This is a genomic window from Ruegeria sp. L12, assembly GCF_056531745.1.
Window position 1 is genome coordinate 501,110 of sequence record NZ_JBQFMH010000001.1, and the last position, 15,579, is coordinate 516,688.

General features: G+C 62.1%; 19 protein-coding genes. 17 read left to right on the forward strand and 2 right to left on the reverse strand.

What is annotated here, in order from left to right; all coding sequences use genetic code 11:
* Positions 1-25: 25 nt before the first annotated feature.
* Positions 26-1,360: an adenylate/guanylate cyclase domain-containing protein gene (locus tag ACR0K9_RS02475; RefSeq protein ID WP_480531763.1), complete on the reverse strand. Its 1,335-nt coding sequence runs from the start codon at positions 1,358-1,360 to the stop codon at positions 26-28.
* 376 nt (positions 1,361-1,736) lie between these two features.
* Here ACR0K9_RS02475 and ACR0K9_RS02480 point away from each other — a divergent pair, with 376 nt between their 5' ends.
* From ACR0K9_RS02480 to ACR0K9_RS02560, 17 genes are all read left to right on the forward strand, one after another.
* Entirely contained in the window at positions 1,737-2,363 is a 627-nt protein-coding gene (locus tag ACR0K9_RS02480; protein ID WP_480820471.1) for a hypothetical protein, read from the forward strand.
* A gap of 335 nt (positions 2,364-2,698) precedes the next feature.
* Positions 2,699-3,859, forward strand: coding sequence for a phage portal protein (locus ACR0K9_RS02485; RefSeq protein WP_480820473.1), 1,161 nt, complete (start codon positions 2,699-2,701; stop codon positions 3,857-3,859).
* Positions 3,852-4,070 carry a GTA head formation protein, RCAP_rcc01685 family gene (locus tag ACR0K9_RS02490; protein WP_170489631.1) on the forward strand — a complete coding sequence of 73 codons (219 nt, stop codon included), beginning with the start codon at positions 3,852-3,854 and terminating at the stop codon, positions 4,068-4,070. The genes ACR0K9_RS02485 and ACR0K9_RS02490 overlap by 8 nt, the downstream gene beginning before the upstream one ends.
* 26 nt (positions 4,071-4,096) lie before the next feature.
* Positions 4,097-4,642, forward strand: a complete 546-nt coding sequence (locus tag ACR0K9_RS02495) for an HK97 family phage prohead protease (RefSeq protein ID WP_480820475.1) — start codon at positions 4,097-4,099, stop codon at positions 4,640-4,642.
* A gap of 34 nt (positions 4,643-4,676) precedes the next feature.
* The gene (locus tag ACR0K9_RS02500; RefSeq protein ID WP_480820477.1) at positions 4,677-5,855 is read left to right on the forward strand and encodes a phage major capsid protein; all 1,179 of its coding nucleotides are present in this window, start codon (positions 4,677-4,679) and stop codon (positions 5,853-5,855) included.
* A 171-nt stretch (positions 5,856-6,026) separates the two neighbouring features.
* Positions 6,027-6,626 (forward strand): head-tail connector protein, encoded by a 600-nt coding sequence (locus ACR0K9_RS02505; protein WP_480820479.1) that lies wholly within the window; start codon positions 6,027-6,029, stop codon positions 6,624-6,626.
* Positions 6,623-6,961, forward strand: a complete 339-nt coding sequence (locus ACR0K9_RS02510; RefSeq protein WP_480820481.1) for a phage head closure protein — start codon at positions 6,623-6,625, stop codon at positions 6,959-6,961. Before ACR0K9_RS02505 ends, ACR0K9_RS02510 begins: the two co-directional genes overlap by 4 nt.
* Complete coding sequence (locus tag ACR0K9_RS02515) at positions 6,958-7,371, forward strand: DUF3168 domain-containing protein (RefSeq protein ID WP_480820483.1); 414 nt, start codon at positions 6,958-6,960, stop codon at positions 7,369-7,371. The genes ACR0K9_RS02510 and ACR0K9_RS02515 overlap by 4 nt, the downstream gene beginning before the upstream one ends.
* A 20-nt stretch (positions 7,372-7,391) precedes the next feature.
* Positions 7,392-7,805, forward strand: a complete 414-nt coding sequence (locus ACR0K9_RS02520; protein ID WP_170779913.1) for a phage major tail protein, TP901-1 family — start codon at positions 7,392-7,394, stop codon at positions 7,803-7,805.
* Positions 7,805-8,119, forward strand: a complete 315-nt coding sequence (locus tag ACR0K9_RS02525) for a gene transfer agent family protein (protein ID WP_480531781.1) — start codon at positions 7,805-7,807, stop codon at positions 8,117-8,119. Before ACR0K9_RS02520 ends, ACR0K9_RS02525 begins: the two co-directional genes overlap by 1 nt.
* A complete protein-coding gene (locus tag ACR0K9_RS02530; RefSeq protein ID WP_480820485.1) occupies positions 8,116-8,325 on the forward strand; it encodes a rcc01693 family protein in 210 nt (69 codons plus the stop codon). Before ACR0K9_RS02525 ends, ACR0K9_RS02530 begins: the two co-directional genes overlap by 4 nt.
* Complete coding sequence (locus tag ACR0K9_RS02535; RefSeq protein ID WP_480820487.1) at positions 8,312-8,974, forward strand: phage tail tape measure protein; 663 nt, start codon at positions 8,312-8,314, stop codon at positions 8,972-8,974. The genes ACR0K9_RS02530 and ACR0K9_RS02535 overlap by 14 nt, the downstream gene beginning before the upstream one ends.
* A 12-nt stretch (positions 8,975-8,986) precedes the next feature.
* Entirely contained in the window at positions 8,987-9,619 is a 633-nt protein-coding gene (locus ACR0K9_RS02540) for a phage distal tail protein, Rcc01695 family (RefSeq protein WP_480531787.1), read from the forward strand.
* Positions 9,619-10,503 carry a DUF2163 domain-containing protein gene (locus tag ACR0K9_RS02545; RefSeq protein WP_480820489.1) on the forward strand — a complete coding sequence of 295 codons (885 nt, stop codon included), beginning with the start codon at positions 9,619-9,621 and terminating at the stop codon, positions 10,501-10,503. Before ACR0K9_RS02540 ends, ACR0K9_RS02545 begins: the two co-directional genes overlap by 1 nt.
* Positions 10,503-10,943, forward strand: coding sequence for an NlpC/P60 family protein (locus ACR0K9_RS02550; RefSeq protein ID WP_480820491.1), 441 nt, complete (start codon positions 10,503-10,505; stop codon positions 10,941-10,943). Before ACR0K9_RS02545 ends, ACR0K9_RS02550 begins: the two co-directional genes overlap by 1 nt.
* Entirely contained in the window at positions 10,943-14,911 is a 3,969-nt protein-coding gene (locus ACR0K9_RS02555) for a baseplate multidomain protein megatron (RefSeq protein ID WP_480820493.1), read from the forward strand. The genes ACR0K9_RS02550 and ACR0K9_RS02555 overlap by 1 nt, the downstream gene beginning before the upstream one ends.
* A 7-nt stretch (positions 14,912-14,918) precedes the next feature.
* Entirely contained in the window at positions 14,919-15,215 is a 297-nt protein-coding gene (locus ACR0K9_RS02560; RefSeq protein WP_480820494.1) for a DUF7742 family protein, read from the forward strand.
* On the opposite strand, the gene ACR0K9_RS02565 is transcribed toward ACR0K9_RS02560, so the two are convergent.
* The gene (locus ACR0K9_RS02565) at positions 15,196-15,534 is read right to left on the reverse strand and encodes a TraR/DksA family transcriptional regulator (protein WP_480820496.1); all 339 of its coding nucleotides are present in this window, start codon (positions 15,532-15,534) and stop codon (positions 15,196-15,198) included. The genes ACR0K9_RS02560 and ACR0K9_RS02565 overlap by 20 nt on opposite strands.
* Positions 15,535-15,579: the final 45 nt, after the last annotated feature.

Genomic DNA, 15,579 nt, shown 5'->3' on the forward strand with positions numbered 1-15,579 from the left:
GGTGCGTTGAATTGGTTTCGATAGATCAGGCCGGGCTGACCGCGTGTAGGCGCCAGGTGTTTGGGACGCCTTTCAACTCGTGCTCGCCACAGTCCTGAAACTGGAACGGTGCGCCCAGCATAAGTTGCCGGGTGAGGTCGGAGGCCAGAACCTGACCGTCCTTGGCCTGGCCCATCACCCGCGCGGCCACGACCACGCCTAGGCCACTGATGTCGTCGCCGCGAATTTCAATCTCACCCGTATGTGCGCCGAAGCGCGCATTCAGGTCGATGGCAGACAAGGCGTCGCGTACGGAACCGGCGCAGGCCAGCGCGCTGGTCGGAGAGCTGAACGTCGCCAGCACGCCGTCACCGGTAAATTTCACCAGATGACCGCCATGCCGGGAGATCTGGCTTGTGCAGATATCGTCATGGCGGTTCATCAGATCGCGCCAGCGGTCATCCCCGATCCGGGCCTGTTGCGAGGTGGACTCGACCAGGTCCGAGAACAAAACGGTGGCAAGCGTGCGCGTGGGCTGCAGCGTCACCGGGGTCGCGCCGGTGATGAACTGGACGATTGCGGCGGCATAGCTTTCCACGTCGCCTTCCCATGGCACATGCTCATGTCCGGGTACGGTTTTGTATTCGGTCGAGGGCATCAGGCGCAGAAAATCCCGGGCGCATTCGGCGCCATTTGGTTCTTCGGTTTCGCGATGAATGACCAATGTGGATTGAGAAATGGAAGGCAGCAATTCCCGGATATCGATCCAGGCCGCGAGTTCGAACAGGTTGGCGACTGTGATCGGGGTTGCGCTCATCCTTTGGAAATGCGCCCAGGCGTCCTGCGCCTCGGCATCGTCCAGGCTTGGGCCGAAATCCGAGAAAGGGTGGCGTTTATAAGGCTTCCCCCAATTCTCGCGGAACTGGGTCAAGGCGGTTTCAAGGCTTTCAGGGGTCAGGTAACCGCGGGTCAGGCGACCTTGCGCGTACCCGCCGCAGAGCGCCAGACGTTCGACCCGTTCGGGGCGCATTGCCGCGTAGACACAGGCTAGAGAAGCCCCTTCGGAGAAAGCGATAATCGTGGCCGAGGTCATGTCGGCGGCATCCATCACCGCATCGATATCCATCACGCGTTCTTCGAGGGTAGGGGTGCCTTGAATGCGGTCGGACATGCCGTTGCCGCGTTTGTCGAAAGTGGCCAGCCTGCCCACCGAGCTGAGCGCTGCCATCCACTGCAGATAGCCCGGATTTTCCATTGACGCTTCGAGATGTGAGATCATGCCGGGCACCAGCACCAGATTACGCGGCCCATCGCCCCAGACCTGATAGGCGATGGAGAGCCCGTCGCTTTCGGTGAAAAGGGTCTCCACGCTGGCAGTCATGCACCCCCCGGTCGTTTTGCGGCCATTCCGCCGCCTGAGATCTCAGGCGGAGCTGGCGCAGGACCATATTGATGTCCGAATGGCCTGTCGGTCAACGGTCGGGTTGGTTGACGGGGCGGCGGCCCGCTGGAGGGGCAGGTGCGCTAGATGACGGCGGGCGGGTTCGAAGGGCAGGGTTCGCCCGACCGGGTCGACGCACTGGTCTGGGCGCTGCATGAGTTGGTTGTGGGTCCTGCGGGGGCGTATCGGTGGCCTAGGGTGCGGAGTTTGTAAACTTAGCGATGGCGAAGGAATGACGGCAATAGAGCTTCAAACAAGTTTGCTATAGACTGTTAACGACTGGTTTCGAGAGAATTGACAGTGTAATGGCTTCGCTATGCAAAAGGTCACGGTAACCAGCTCTAACACATTTGATTTAAAAGACATTCTTGACCCCTACGAAAAGTTGCTCTGGTCAGGGGAGCCCGGTTATGGGCGCAAGTTCTTTCAGGCAGTAGGTGATGAGCGGAAGGTTCATATATTCCTGTTGATCGCTTCGCTGGTCATGTGGGCAACGCTTCCATTCATCGATGCCAATGCCGATTTTGGCCGCTTTGAAGCTTATTGGATATACGGCGCAATGACGTTCGTTTTCATTGCCTTTTCGTATAGCATCGCAAGTCAACGTCACTACGTCCTGTTTAACTTGGCATATTTTGTTACGAACAGGCGCGTAATAATCTGCCGGCGCGGTCGAAACTGGCGGTTTGGTGTCCGACTCTACATCGTTTCGTGTGAGCATTCAGCGACCTTTCCGTATTCTATAGTTGAAAGCCGCCCCTATCCGTCGCTGGAAGTTGGCATTCTTCTTTCTGAACAGCAGGTGCAACCATTCGGGCTTGGACTCTCTCATCCTGGACATCCGATGCTCTTTGGCAGGACATACTATCCAATACTGTTAGACTATGTTCCGGATGCTGAGCACTTAGTTGCGACTATTCGATCGTGTTGTCATGACAAGTAGGGCTATGAATTTCATCGGAAAGGTGCTGAGAATACCATCTCGAGATGAGCTCCCTCTTCTTAAAAAAGGTCTGTTTGTTCGATTGATCTTTGTCGCAATTCTGTTGATTGCGTCTATGTCCGAACAAAGATCAGTCCATTACTACGTAATTGCATTGCCCTGGATATATATCATTCTCATGTTCGGGGTGATCGAAGGCAGATTTGAGAACCGAAACAATTCGCAGGATTGAACTGTTGCCCAACCCCCGCACGCCCCATTCCCAAGGCTTAAACCTTTTCCCGTCATAACTCCTTTCAACAAGCCGGGCAGAGCGGCGGCAGAAAGGAGCACAGATGGTATTCGATTTCTTGCGTCGTGGATCGGCTGGGGAAGCGCCCGAGGCAAAGGCGAGCGCGGCGGGGCCGGTGGTGGCGTGGCAGACGGGTGGGCGCGTGGCGTGGAGCCCTCGGGATGAGGTGTCGCTGACGCGGACGGGGTTTTCGGGGAACCCGGTGGGGTTTCGATCCGTCAAGTTGATCGCCGAGGCGGCGGCGGCGTTGCCTCTGGTGTTGCAGGATCAGGCGCAGCGGTTTGATGTGCATCCGATCCTATCGCTGATGTGCCGTCCGAATGCGGCGCAGGGGCGGGCGGAGTTGATGGAGGCCTTGTTCGGGCAGTTGTTGCTGTCGGGCAATGCGTATGTCGAGGCGGTTCGGGCCGAGGAGGGGCTGCCCGTTGAGCTGCATGTGTTGCGCTCGGATCGGATGAGCGTGGTGCCGGGGGCGGATGGCTGGCCCAAGGCGTATGATTACGCAGTCGGCGGTAAAAAGCACCGGTTTGCGGCGGAGAATATCTGTCATATCAAATCGTTCCACCCGCAGGATGATCACTATGGGTTCTCGCCCATGCAGGCGGCGGCGATGGCGATTGATGTGCATAACAGCGCTTCTCGCTGGTCGAAATCGCTGCTGGACAATGCGGCGCGACCTTCTGGCGCTTTGGTGTGGAAGGGTGACGGCCATGGGGTGATGGCTGAGGATCAGTTCCGGCGTTTGTCCGATGAGATCGAGCAGAACTATCGCGGGGCGCGCAATGCGGGTCGACCGATGGTTCTGGAAGGGGGGCTGGATTGGAAACCGATGGGGTTCTCTCCGTCCGATATGGAGTTTCAACAGACCAAGGAAGCCGCCGCCCGCGAGATCGCGCTGGCCTTTGGGGTCCCGCCGATGCTGCTGGGAATTCAGGGCGACGCGACCTATTCGAACTATCAGGAGGCCAACCGGGCGTTTTATCGCCTGACCGTGCTGCCCCTGGTGACGCGGGTGGCGGCGGCGGTGTCCGACTGGTTGGCGAGATTCTCGGGTGAGGATTTGGTGCTGAAGCCCGATCTGGATCAGGTGCCCGCGTTGTCGGCGGAACGCGATGCGCAATGGGCGCGGGTCAACGGGGCCGATTTCCTGACGGATGCCGAGAAGCGCGCTTTGCTGGGGCTGCCGGAGCGGGCGGATGTCTGACGGGTATCCTCCGTTCGAATGCGCGCCGGGGCTGCGTCTGGCCGCGCATGAGCGGGTGGCCGAGATCCAGCATGCCCATCTTTGTCGGCGGCTGGATCAGATCGAAGAGATGATGGAGCGGCTGGAGAAGCGGTTGTGGTTGACGGTCTATGGCGTGGTCGCGGTGATCCTTGCGCAGGCGTTTCAATCCATTCTGGTGGTAACGCCATGAGTACAGCAAGTTACTTGGAGAAGTTCATGGATTTAGAACATAAGTTTGCTCGATTTGGGGATGGGCTTTCCGTGTCTGAGGATGCGGTGATCGAAGGTTACGCCAGCCTGTTCGGACAGGTCGATCAGGGCAGTGATGTGGTGCAGCGGGGGGCGTATCGCGGATCGCTTGAGGGGCTCAAGGCCGCTGGTCAGCGGGTCAAGATGCTGTGGCAGCACGACCCGGCGCAGCCCATTGGTGTCTGGGACGAGGTGCGCGAGGACGACCGGGGCCTGTGGGTCAAGGGGCGTCTGCTGGAGAGCACGCAAAAGGGCCGTGAGGCGGCGGAGCTGATCCGGGCGGGGGCGATGGATGGCCTGTCGATTGGTTATCGCACCAGGCGGGCGGTGAAGAATGACAAGGGCCAGCGGGTCCTGACCGAACTGGAGCTGTGGGAGGTGTCGCTGGTGACTTTCCCGATGCTGCCCAGTGCGCGGGTGGCGGCGAAGGGTTTTGAGCCTGACGTTGAAAACACTTGGCGCAGTATTGCCGAGGTGTTCAACGACGCCCGGCAGGAGCTGGCGCGGAGCTGACGCGCCTCAAACCCCACCCAAAAAGGAAGTGCTGATGAGCAAGACCGAGACCCCGGCCTTGACCGGAGAGGGTGCGCCCCTGGTTCAGGAGGTGAAGCAGGCGATGGCTGGCTTCGTGAATGAATTCAAGGGCCTCAAGGCCGAAGTTAAAACCCAACTGCAACAGACAGAAGAGCGACTGACCATGCTGGATCGTAAATCAACCATCGCGGCACGCCCGCATCTTGCGGCCTCGATCGAGGACGGCGCACCGCATCAGAAGGCATTCGACGCCTATGTGCGTTCGGGCGAGGATGACGGGCTGCGCGGGCTTGAGATCGAGGCGAAATCGCTGTCGACCGCAGTGAACAGCGATGGCGGCTATCTGGTCGATCCGCAGACTGCCGAGACGATCAAATCGGTGCTGAATTCGACCGCCTCGATCCGTTCAATTGCGTCGGTGGTGAATGTCGAGGCGAATTCGTTCGATGTATTGATCGACCATACGGATGTGGGTGCGGGCTGGGCGGATGAAGCTTCGGCCACGGCTGAGACGGCGACGCCGTTGATTGACCGAATTTCGATTGCGCTGCACGAGCTGAGCGCGCTGCCCAAGGCCTCGCAGCGATTGCTGGATGACAGTGCCTTTGACGTCGAGGGCTGGTTGGCCGGTCGTATTGCCGACAAGTTCGCCCGTGCCGAGGCGTCGGCGTTTATCGCGGGTGACGGCGCGGACAAGCCCAAGGGTATTCTGGATCATCCGGCCGTCGACAATGACGTCTGGGCCTGGGGCAATCTGGGCTATGTGCCGACTGGCATTGACGGTGGTGTTGATGCGGATGCGATTGTCGATGTGGTCTATGCGCTGGGCGCGCAGTACCGGGTCAACGGAACCTTCGTGATGAATTCGAAAACCGCCGGCCTGATCCGCAAGCTGAAGGACAGCGATGGCCGATTCCTGTGGTCGGACGGTCTGGCCGCCGGTGAGCCAGCGCGTCTGATGGGCTATCCGGTGCTAATTGCCGAGGATATGCCGGATGCGGCAACCGACAGTTTCTCGATTGCCTTTGGTGACTTTCAGGCGGGTTACACCATTGCCGAGCGTCCCGATCTGCGCGTGCTGCGCGATCCGTTCAGCGCCAAGCCGCATGTCCTTTTCTACGCGACCAAGCGCGTGGGCGGCGACGTCAGCGATTTTGCTGCGATCAAGCTGGTGAAATTCGGCACCGCCTAAAGCGGGCTGAATCCGGGGGGCTTTGCGCCCCTCGGGCGGCGGGCGCGGGCCGGGGTGAGATCCCCTGCGTTGTCTAGCTGCTCCCCTCCGTCCGAGCAACGTGGGGCGGCGCGTGCCCGTCATTTTCTTGAGTGAGGCCCCCGGAGGGGTCCGAGATTGCGGAGTGAATGGATGATGTTGATCGAAGAAACCGCCATCGCGGATGCGGCGCTGCCGGTGGATCAGTTCAAGGCGCATCTGCGGCTGGGCACGGGGTTTGCCGAAGATGCCGTGCAGGACGAGGTGCTGAACGGCTTTCTGCGCGCGGCCATTGCGGCGATCGAGGCGCGCACCGGCAAGGTGCTGATCGAGAGGGAATTTTCGTGGAGCCTGAACGGCTGGCGCGACCCGGCGGGTGAGGTGCTGCCGGTGGCCCCGGTCGGTGCGATTGACGCGGTGATGGTGGCGGATGCGGCAGGGGCCGAGACGGTGATGGATGCGGCGGCTTATCGGCTGGAACGTGATGCGCAGCGCCCTCGGTTGCGTCCGGCGAGCTCATGTTTGCCCAAGGTGCAGACAGGTGGTTCGGTGAAGATTGTCTTCACGGCTGGAATGGCATCGGATTGGGGCGGCTTGCCCGCTGATCTGGGGCAGGCCGTGCTGCTGTTGGCGGCGCATTACTATGAATATCGCGATGAGACGGCGCTGGGCGCGGGGTGTATGCCGTTCGGCGTGACCAGCCTGATCCAGCGCTATCGCACAGTGCGCTTCGGTGCAGGGGTGACGCAATGAGCGCGCCGCGACTGAACCGCAAGCTGGTGCTGGAGGCCGCGACGCGCGTGGCCGATGGCGCCGGGGGCTATACCGAGACATGGGCTGCGCTGGGCTCGCTTTGGGCAGAGGTGACGGCGCGCAGCGGGGCGGAACGGGCTGTGGGCGGCGCCTCGGTGTCGCGGGTTGGCTATCGCATCGTGGTGCGGGGTGCGCCCGAGGGATCAACCATGCGCCCCGCGCCGGATCAGCGGTTTCGCGAAGGCGCGCGGCGCTTCGTGATCCGCGCAGTGGCTGAACGCGATGGGCGTGGCCAGTACCTGACCTGTTTTGCAGATGAAGAGGTGGCGGCATGAGCTATGGCGTTTCAGCCGCTTTGCAGGCGGCGGTGTTTCAGCAGCTTTCGGGGGATGCGCAGGTCGGTTCGCTTTCCGGCGGCGCAATCTATGACGCGGTGCCCTCGGGGGTGTTGCCTCAGACTTACGTGACCTTGGGGCCGGAGGAGGTGCGTGAGGCATCGGACCGGTCAGGCGCAGGTGCGGTACATCGCTTCACGGTCTCGGTGGTGTCGGAGGCGGCGGGTTTCGGCGCGGCCAAGACGCTGGCCGGCGCGGTGTGTGATGCGCTGGAAGGTGCGGCGCTGACATTGGACCGGGGCCATCTGGTGGGGCTGTGGTTTGAACGCGCCTCTGCTCGCCGCACGGGAACCGGCGGCGCGATCCGCCAGATCGACCTGAGATTCCGCGCCCGCGTGGAAGACGACTAAGCAATCAACGGAGAGAGCATATGGCTGCCCAGAACGGAAAAGACCTGTTGGTCAAAGTGGATATGAACGGCACGGGCCTGTTCGAAACCATCGCGGGCCTGCGCGCCACGCGGATCAGTTTCAACGCGGAAAGTGTGGATGTCACCAGCCTGGAAAGTCAGGGCGGGTGGCGCGAGCTGTTGTCGGGGGCGGGGGTCAAGTCGGCCTCGATCTCAGGGTCCGGCGTGTTCAAGGACGCGGGCACGGACGAGCGTGCGCGTCAGCTGTTCTTTGATGGCGAGACGCCCGGGTTTCAGGTGATCATCCCCGATTTCGGCATTGTCGAAGGGCCGTTTCAGGTCAGCAGCATCGAATATGCGGGCTCGCATAACGGTGAGGCGACCTATGAGATGAGCATGGCAAGCGCCGGTGCGCTGAGCTTTACGGCGCTCTGATGGTCAATCCGTGGACGGGCGAGGTGGCGCTGACCATCGATGGGGAGCAGCGGGTGCTCAAGCTGACATTGGGTGCTTTGGCAGAACTGGAGCAGGAGCTGCAGGCCGGGTCTCTGGTCGAACTGGTGCAGCGGTTTGAAGGCGGCGGGTATTCCAGCGGCGATGTGCTGGCCTTGCTTGTTGCGGGGCTGCGCGGCGGCGGGTCTCAGGTGACCCGCGCTGACCTGCTGCATGCCGAGATCGCGGGCGGACCGATGGCCGGGGCCAAGGCGGCGGCAGAACTGCTGGCGCGCGCCTTCATGGTGCCGGGGTGAGCGGGTTCGACTGGCCTGCGCTGATGCGGGCCGGGTTTCTGGGCCTGCGCCTGACGCCCGAGCAGTTCTGGCGTCTGACCCCGGCCGAGCTGCGGCTGATGCTGGGGCAGGGTGCAGGAATGCCGGCGATGAACCGGGCCGGGTTGGATGCGCTTTTGGTCGCCTACCCGGACAAGACACAAGGAGAGTGCGATGGCGGATCATGAAGGGTTTGATGACCTGCAGGAGCGGGGAGAGGCGCTGGGCGATGCGCTGGGCGACGCCGCCACCATGGCATCGGCGTTCGATGGCCAGATGAAGCGGATCAGCGCCGCGTTTGAAGAAACCGGAAAGGATGTGGCGACGCTGGAGCGTGGCATGTCCGGCGGCTTGCGCAAGGCGTTTGATGGCGTGGTGCTGGACGGGATGAACCTGTCCAGTGCGCTGGATGTACTGAAGAACTCGATGATCCAGACCGCCTATTCGGCGGCGATCAAGCCGGTGACGGATCATTTCGGCGGCATGCTGGCCAATGGGGTTGGCAGCCTTGTGCAGGGCATCCTTCCGTTCGCCGATGGTGGCAGTTTTTCTCAGGGCCGCGTGATGCCCTTTGCCAATGGCGGCATCGTCAGCAGCCCGACCATGTTCCCGATGCGCGGCGGCACCGGGTTGATGGGCGAGGCGGGCCCCGAGGCGATCATGCCGCTGGCGCGCGGGGCCGATGGCAAGCTGGGCGTGCGGACGCAGGGCGGCGGGCGCGCGGTGAATGTGGTGATGAATATCACCACGCCGGACGTGCAGGGATTCCGACGCTCTCAGGGGCAGATCGCGGCGCAGATGAGCCGCGCGCTGGGTCGCGGCAATCGCAACAGATAACGGGAGCAGGTGATGAATTTCCACGAGGTGAGATTTCCGGCCAGCCTGAGTTTCGGCTCAGTCGGGGGACCGGAACGGCGCACGGATATCGTGACGCTGGCCAACGGGTTTGAAGAACGCAACACCCCTTGGGCGCATTCGCGCAGACGCTATGACGCTGGGCTGGGGCTGCGGTCTTTGGACGATATCGAGACACTGATTTCGTTCTTCGAGGCGCGGCAGGGTCAGATGTTCGGCTTTCGCTGGAAGGACTGGTCGGATTTCAAATCCGCTGCGGCGACAGCTGAGGTGGACAAGGGCGATCAGGTGATTGCGCGCGGCGATGGTGAGACGGTCTCGTTTCAACTGGTCAAGACCTACAGCTCGGGCGGGTTCAGCTATGTCCGACCGATCCTGAAGCCGGTGCTGGGCACCGTTACGCTGGGGCTGGATCAGGACACGCTGCGCGAGGGCGTCGATTTTGAGGTCGATCTTGCTTCGGGGAGGGTGACCTTCGCCACGCCGCCGCTGGAGCAGGTCGAGATTACCGCAGGGTTCGAATTCGATGTGCCGGTGCGGTTCGACACGGACAAGATCCAGACCAGCGTCGCCAGCTTTCAGGCGGGGGATGCGCCGAACGTGCCGGTGGTTGAGGTGCGGGTCTGATGAGCGGGGACAAACAGGCGCTGCAGGCGCATCTGCAAAGCGGTTTGACCACGACCTGCCGTTGTTGGGCGATAACGCGCCGCGACGGGCAGACATTCGGTTTCACCGATCATGATTTGGAGCTGAGCTTTGACGGGCTGACCTTCAAGGCCAGCACCGGCCTGACTGCTGCGGCGATCGAGCAGGCGACGGGCCTGTCCATCGACAACACCGAGGCGATGGGCGCGCTGTCTGATGCCTCGGTTCGGGAAGAGGATATCGAGGCGGGGCGCTTTGACGGGGCCGAGGTGCGGGCCTGGCTGGTCAATTGGGCCGCGACCGAGCAGCGGATGCTGCAATTTCGCGGCTCGATCGGGGAATTGCGCCGCGCAGGCGGAGCGTTTCATGCGGAATTGCGCGGGCTGACCGATCTGCTGAACCGTCCTTTGGGCCGGATCTATCAAAAGCCCTGCACCGCCGTTCTGGGGGATCGCGCCTGCCGGTTCGCTTTGGATACGCCGGGATATCGTGCAAAGGCCGAGATTGTCGGTCTGGAAAGTACAGTCTTGCGCTTGCGGGGGGCAGAGAGTGCCGACAAGGCATGGTTCGAACGAGGCAGGCTGGATGTGCTGACCGGTGCGGCCAGTGGGCTTTGGGCCACGATCAAGCAGGACCAGCGAGAGAGCGGCGGGCGCAGCGTCACGTTATGGTCTGCGATCGCAGGCGGGTTGGCGGTGGGCGACCGCGTCCAACTGACGGCGGGGTGTGACAAGCGCATGAACACCTGTCGGTTAAAATTTAATAATATCATGAACTTTCAAGGCTTTCCTGATCTTCCACACGAAGACTGGGTGATGGCCATACCCAAGAGAAGCAATCGCAACAAAGGGGGGAGCAGGCGGTGATGCAGGCACATCAGAACATTGTTGATGAGGCGCGGCGCTGGCTGGGGACACCTTATGTGCACCAAGCCTCGGTCCGGGGTGCGGGTGCGGATTGTCTGGGCCTGCTGCGCGGCGTGTGGCGCGCCGTGAAAGGGCATGAGCCCGAGGCGGCGCCGGTCTACAGCATGGACTGGTCCGAGCCGCAGGGCGAAGAGCGGATGTGGGCCGCTGCCCGCCGCCACCTGATCGAGAAACCGCCCGAAGATATGGCTCCGGGCGATGTGCTGCTGTTCCGGATGCGCGATGCGGCGGTGGCCAAGCATCTGGGCATTGTCAGCGAGAGCAATCCGGCGCGCTTTATCCACGCCTATTCCGGACATGGCGTTGTCGAAAACACGCTGAGCGAGCCCTGGCGCCGCCGTGTCGTTGTCTGCTTCGCATTCCCGCAGGAGGATCTCTGATGGCTACTATTCTGTTGTCCGCGGCAGGGGCTGCGATTGGTGGCTCGATCGGTGGATCGGTCGCGGGCCTGTCAGCGGCTGTTATCGGCCGTGCGGTGGGGGCCACGCTGGGCCGGGTGATCGACAACCGGCTGATGGGACAATCCGTCATGGGCGGTGGCAGCGAAGTGGTCGAGACCGGTCGTCTGGATCGCTTTCGCCTGACCGAAACCGGCGAGGGTGCGCCAGTTGCAACGGTATTCGGCCGGATGCGCGTGGGCGGTCAGGTGATCTGGGCGTCGGACTTTCTGGAAACGCGCAGCACCTCGACCACGACCCAGACCACCGGCGGTGGCGGCAAAGGGAGCGCGCCGAAACCATCCGAGGTGGAAACGACGACACTTAGCTACAGCTATTCAATCTCGCTGGCGATTGCGGTGGGGGCAGGCAAAGTTGCCGATATCACACGTGTCTGGGCGGATGGGGAAGAGGTTGAGCGCAGATCGCTGAATATGCGCATCTATCGCGGCAGCCACTCGCAGCTGCCCGATCCACTGATGGAAGCCATTGAAGGTGCGGGCAAAGTGCCCGCCTATCGCGGTACAGCCTATGTGGTGATCGAGGATTTGCAACTGGGTCCATATGGCAATCGCGTGCCGCAATTCTCGTTCGAGGTGGTGCGACAGGAACAAGATGGAATGCCCGACGCTGAGGACGCGCTGTCGCGGATCATCAAGGGCGTGGCGCTGATGCCGGGCACGGGCGAATACGCGTTGGCGTCGTCTCAGGTGAACTATTCCAAGGGGCAGGGGCGCAGCTGGGCGGCGAATGTGAACTCGCCATCCGGCCGGTCCGACCTGTGGACGTCGACGCGGGCTTTGCAACGTGAACTGCCGGGGTGCGAGTCGGCTTCGTTGATCGTGTCGTGGTTTGGGGATGATCTGCGCTGTGGTGAGTGTAAGATACGCCCGAAGGTCGAACGCAAGAGCGCCGACGGCAAGAACATGCCCTGGAGCGTTTCCGGTGTCTCGCGGGAGCAGGCCGGTACGGTGCGAAAGGTCGATGGGCGACCGGTCTATGGCGGCACGCCAGCGGATGCGTCGGTGGTCCAGGCGATCAAACGTCTGAAAGACACTGAAAAGCGTGTCATGTTCTATCCGTTCATTCTGATGGAACAGCTACAGTCGAACGGCCTGCCCGATCCATGGTCGGAAGCTGCGGATCAGCCGCATCTGCCGTGGCGGGGCCGGATCACGTTGGACGTGGCACCCGGACGCGAAGGCTCGCCGGATCAGACTGCCGCAGCGGATGCTCAGGTGGCGGCGTTTTTCGGCACCGCCCGCGCGTCGCATTTTTCGATGGGTGGCGGCGAGGTGACTTATAGCGGCCCGCAGGAATGGGGATTGCGCCGGTTCATTTTGCACTATGCCGCCCTGTGCAGAGCGGCAGGCGGGGTGGACTCGTTCTGCATCGGGTCCGAGTTGCGTGGCCTGACACAGATCCGGGGCGCATCGGGCTTTGCGGCGGTTGCGCAGTTGCGCGCTCTGGCGGCAGAGGTGCGCGATATTCTGGGTGCAGGCACCAGGATCGGCTATGCCGCCGACTGGACCGAGTATTTTGGCTATCAGCCACAGGATGGCAGCGGTGATCGCTATTTCCATCTGGACCCGCTTTGGGCCGATGACAACATCGATTTTGTGGGCATCGACAATTACATGCCCCTGTCTGACTGGCGGGATGGCGAGGCGCATTTGGATGCCGAAGTCGGATCGATCTACGATCTGGATTATCTGCGCGGCAATATCGAGGGCGGTGAGCGCTATGACTGGTATTATGCCTCGCCCGAAGAGGCCGAGGCGCAGGTGCGGACGCCGATCACCGATGATGCCCATGGTGAGCCTTGGGTATGGCGCTATAAGGACCTGCGCAACTGGTGGGCAAACCGGCATCACGAGCGCATCGGGGGTGTCCGGCAGGAAAATCCGACAAGTTGGGTGCCGGGGTCCAAGCCGATCTGGTTTACTGAGCTGGGTTGCGCGGCCATCGACAAGGGTACCAACCAGCCAAACAAGTTTCTGGACCCGAAATCGTCGGAATCGGAATTGCCAAAATATTCCAACGGGATGCGGGACGATTTTATACTGGTCCAATATCTCAGGGCGATGCTGGGATATTGGAGCGACCCGCAGGTCAACCCGGTGTCGGATATCTATGACGGTCCGATGGTCGATATGTCGAACGCCTATGTCTGGGCCTGGGATGCACGGCCTTACCCGACCTTTCCGAACCTGCGCTCGCAATGGACGGATGGTGAGAACTATGCGCGCGGGCATTGGCTGAACGGGCGGTCCGGGTCGCGGACGCTGGCCTCTGTGGTGACCGAGATCTGCCATGAGGCGGGGGTGACGGAGATCGATGTTTCGGCTCTATATGGAATGGTGCGCGGCTATGCGGTCGAGGATGTGATGAATGCGCGTCAGGCCCTGCAGCCTTTGATGCTGCGTTATGGGTTCGACGCGATTGAGCGCGAAGGCGTGCTGGTGTTCCGCACCCGCGACGGACGCCGCGCGTATGAGCTGGACCCGGATCATATCGCCATTAGTTCGGATATCGACGGATCGGTTGAATACCGTCGTGAGGCCGAGGCCGAGATGATGGGCCGCGTGCGTCTGCGCTTTGTCCAGTCGGACGCCAATCATGATGTGGTCGCCGAAGAAGCGGTGTTGCCGGATGACAGCACTCATGCGGTTGCGGTGAACGAGATGCCACTGTCGATGACCCGCGCCGAAGGGCGGCAAACGGTCGAGCGGTGGCTCAGCGAGGCGCGTATCTCACGCGAGACAGCGAGATTTGCTTTGCCGCCGTCGCTGCTGCATGTGGGTGCCGGTGATGTGATGCGCTTGCCTGGGGCCGGGCAGGGGGCGGGTGCGCTGTATCGTATCGACCGGCTGGAACAGGCCGAGATGCAGCTGGCCGATGCGGTGCGGATCGAGCCGGGCGTATACGCGCGTGCGGATGTGCAGGATGACGAGGTGACGGCGAAACCTTACACCGCCCCGGTTCCGGTATTGCCGGTTTTCATGGATCTGCCGCTGATCACCGGATCAGAGGTGCCGCATGCGCCCTATCTAGCGGCGTCGGCTGATCCCTGGCCCGGCAGCGTTGCGGTTTATTCGGCGGCGCAGGACGAAGATTACAGCCTGCAGCAACTCATTGCCGGGCAGGCGGTGATCGGGTTCACCGAGACCCCACTGCGGCGCGCCCGTGCCGGGATCTGGGATGAAGGGCCAGCGCTGCGGGTGAACCTGATCGACGGGTTGCTGGAATCGCGCCCCCGGTCGGCCTTGCTGAGCGGGGCCAATCTGGCGGCGATCGGCGATGGCACGCCGGGCAATTGGGAGCTGTTCCAGTTCTCGGAAGCCAGCTTGCAGGAGACGGGCGTTTATCACCTGTCAGGCCGTTTGCGCGGACAATTGGGCACCGATGCGCTGGTGCCCGAGGTCTGGCCCGAGGGGTCAACCTTTGTCCTGCTGGATCAGCGGGTCTATCAACTGGGCCTGCTGCGCACCGAGCGGCGGGTGGCAAAGCACTATCGCATCGGTCCGGCGACGCGCAGTTACGAGGACCCGGCTTATGTACATCTGGTTGAGGCGTTTGACGGCAATGGGATGCGCCCCTATGCGCCCGTGCATCTGCGTCTGTCATCAACCCCTGCGGCAGACAACTTCACCTGGGTACGGCGCACGCGCATCGACGGAGACAGCTGGGACGGGCTTGAGGTTCCGCTGGGCGAAGAAAGCGAATCCTATCTGATCCGTGTTCTTTCAGGCGGTGCGGTTCTGCGTGAGGCGCTCACGACCACACCGGGCTGGCAATATACGGATGCCATGAGGGCCGATGATGGCCTGAGCGGTGCCTATGAGGTTGCGGTGGCTCAGGTCTCGGCCAGCTATGGTCCCGGTGCAGTGGCCCGGCTGTTGGTCGGCTGAGGCCGCGGTGCGTCCCGTCCTGCACGGAGACATCAGCGCGGCGGCGCGGGCTTTGTTGGCCGCGCCGCAGGCGGCGCGTCATCGCCCGTGCGCCCGCATGATCGCCGAGGCCGAACTGGCCGATCAGCATGTCAAGGCGACCGGTCAACTGCATCCGGTCTACGGAAATGGCGCGCTGATGACTGTGGCGCGCAGCCGGGAATTGGCGGATGAGCCGGGATTCGACGACCTGCAGTATTGTCGGTGTTTTGAGCTGGTTCTGAGTGCCCTGATCCGGTTCCACACTAGCCCGAGGCGCAGCTGACGCATTTGGTGGCGGCCAGATCGAGCTTCAGCCGGCCCTGCGCTATCTCGTCACCGCAATCTTCGCAATAGCCGTATTCGTCCTCTTCCATCCGGGCCAATGCGGCCCTCAGGCGCAGGGTCTCGGTGTCCCTGCGCACCTGCTGCGCCTTGGCCATGGCCTGATTCTGCAGCGCATCCATCCGGCTGAGCCGCCCGACCGCCTGTTGATCAAGTTCAACCACGGCCTGCGCCTGCTGTCCCGATACCGATTGCGCCCGCAGCGCGTTCAGGCGCTGATGGATCAACTCTTTGAAATGTTTCAGATCGACGGCATTCATTTTTTGTTGCGAGGCACATCAAGGGTTTGCGTTTGGCGATTTTGC

Coding starts and splice junctions, on each gene's coding strand:
- ACR0K9_RS02485 (WP_480820473.1), top strand. CDS start 2,699: ATGGTATTCGATTTCTTGCGTCGTGGATCGGCTGGGGAAGCGCCCGAG.
- ACR0K9_RS02515 (WP_480820483.1), top strand. CDS start 6,958: ATGAGCTATGGCGTTTCAGCCGCTTTGCAGGCGGCGGTGTTTCAGCAG.
- ACR0K9_RS02525 (WP_480531781.1), top strand. CDS start 7,805: ATGGTCAATCCGTGGACGGGCGAGGTGGCGCTGACCATCGATGGGGAG.
- ACR0K9_RS02565 (WP_480820496.1), bottom strand. CDS start 15,534: ATGAATGCCGTCGATCTGAAACATTTCAAAGAGTTGATCCATCAGCGC.
- ACR0K9_RS02495 (WP_480820475.1), top strand. CDS start 4,097: ATGGATTTAGAACATAAGTTTGCTCGATTTGGGGATGGGCTTTCCGTG.
- ACR0K9_RS02535 (WP_480820487.1), top strand. CDS start 8,312: ATGGCGGATCATGAAGGGTTTGATGACCTGCAGGAGCGGGGAGAGGCG.
- ACR0K9_RS02555 (WP_480820493.1), top strand. CDS start 10,943: ATGGCTACTATTCTGTTGTCCGCGGCAGGGGCTGCGATTGGTGGCTCG.
- ACR0K9_RS02490 (WP_170489631.1), top strand. CDS start 3,852: ATGTCTGACGGGTATCCTCCGTTCGAATGCGCGCCGGGGCTGCGTCTG.
- ACR0K9_RS02550 (WP_480820491.1), top strand. CDS start 10,503: ATGCAGGCACATCAGAACATTGTTGATGAGGCGCGGCGCTGGCTGGGG.
- ACR0K9_RS02480 (WP_480820471.1), top strand. CDS start 1,737: ATGCAAAAGGTCACGGTAACCAGCTCTAACACATTTGATTTAAAAGAC.
- ACR0K9_RS02540 (WP_480531787.1), top strand. CDS start 8,987: ATGAATTTCCACGAGGTGAGATTTCCGGCCAGCCTGAGTTTCGGCTCA.
- ACR0K9_RS02545 (WP_480820489.1), top strand. CDS start 9,619: ATGAGCGGGGACAAACAGGCGCTGCAGGCGCATCTGCAAAGCGGTTTG.
- ACR0K9_RS02520 (WP_170779913.1), top strand. CDS start 7,392: ATGGCTGCCCAGAACGGAAAAGACCTGTTGGTCAAAGTGGATATGAAC.
- ACR0K9_RS02505 (WP_480820479.1), top strand. CDS start 6,027: ATGATGTTGATCGAAGAAACCGCCATCGCGGATGCGGCGCTGCCGGTG.
- ACR0K9_RS02510 (WP_480820481.1), top strand. CDS start 6,623: ATGAGCGCGCCGCGACTGAACCGCAAGCTGGTGCTGGAGGCCGCGACG.
- ACR0K9_RS02500 (WP_480820477.1), top strand. CDS start 4,677: ATGAGCAAGACCGAGACCCCGGCCTTGACCGGAGAGGGTGCGCCCCTG.
- ACR0K9_RS02475 (WP_480531763.1), bottom strand. CDS start 1,360: ATGACTGCCAGCGTGGAGACCCTTTTCACCGAAAGCGACGGGCTCTCC.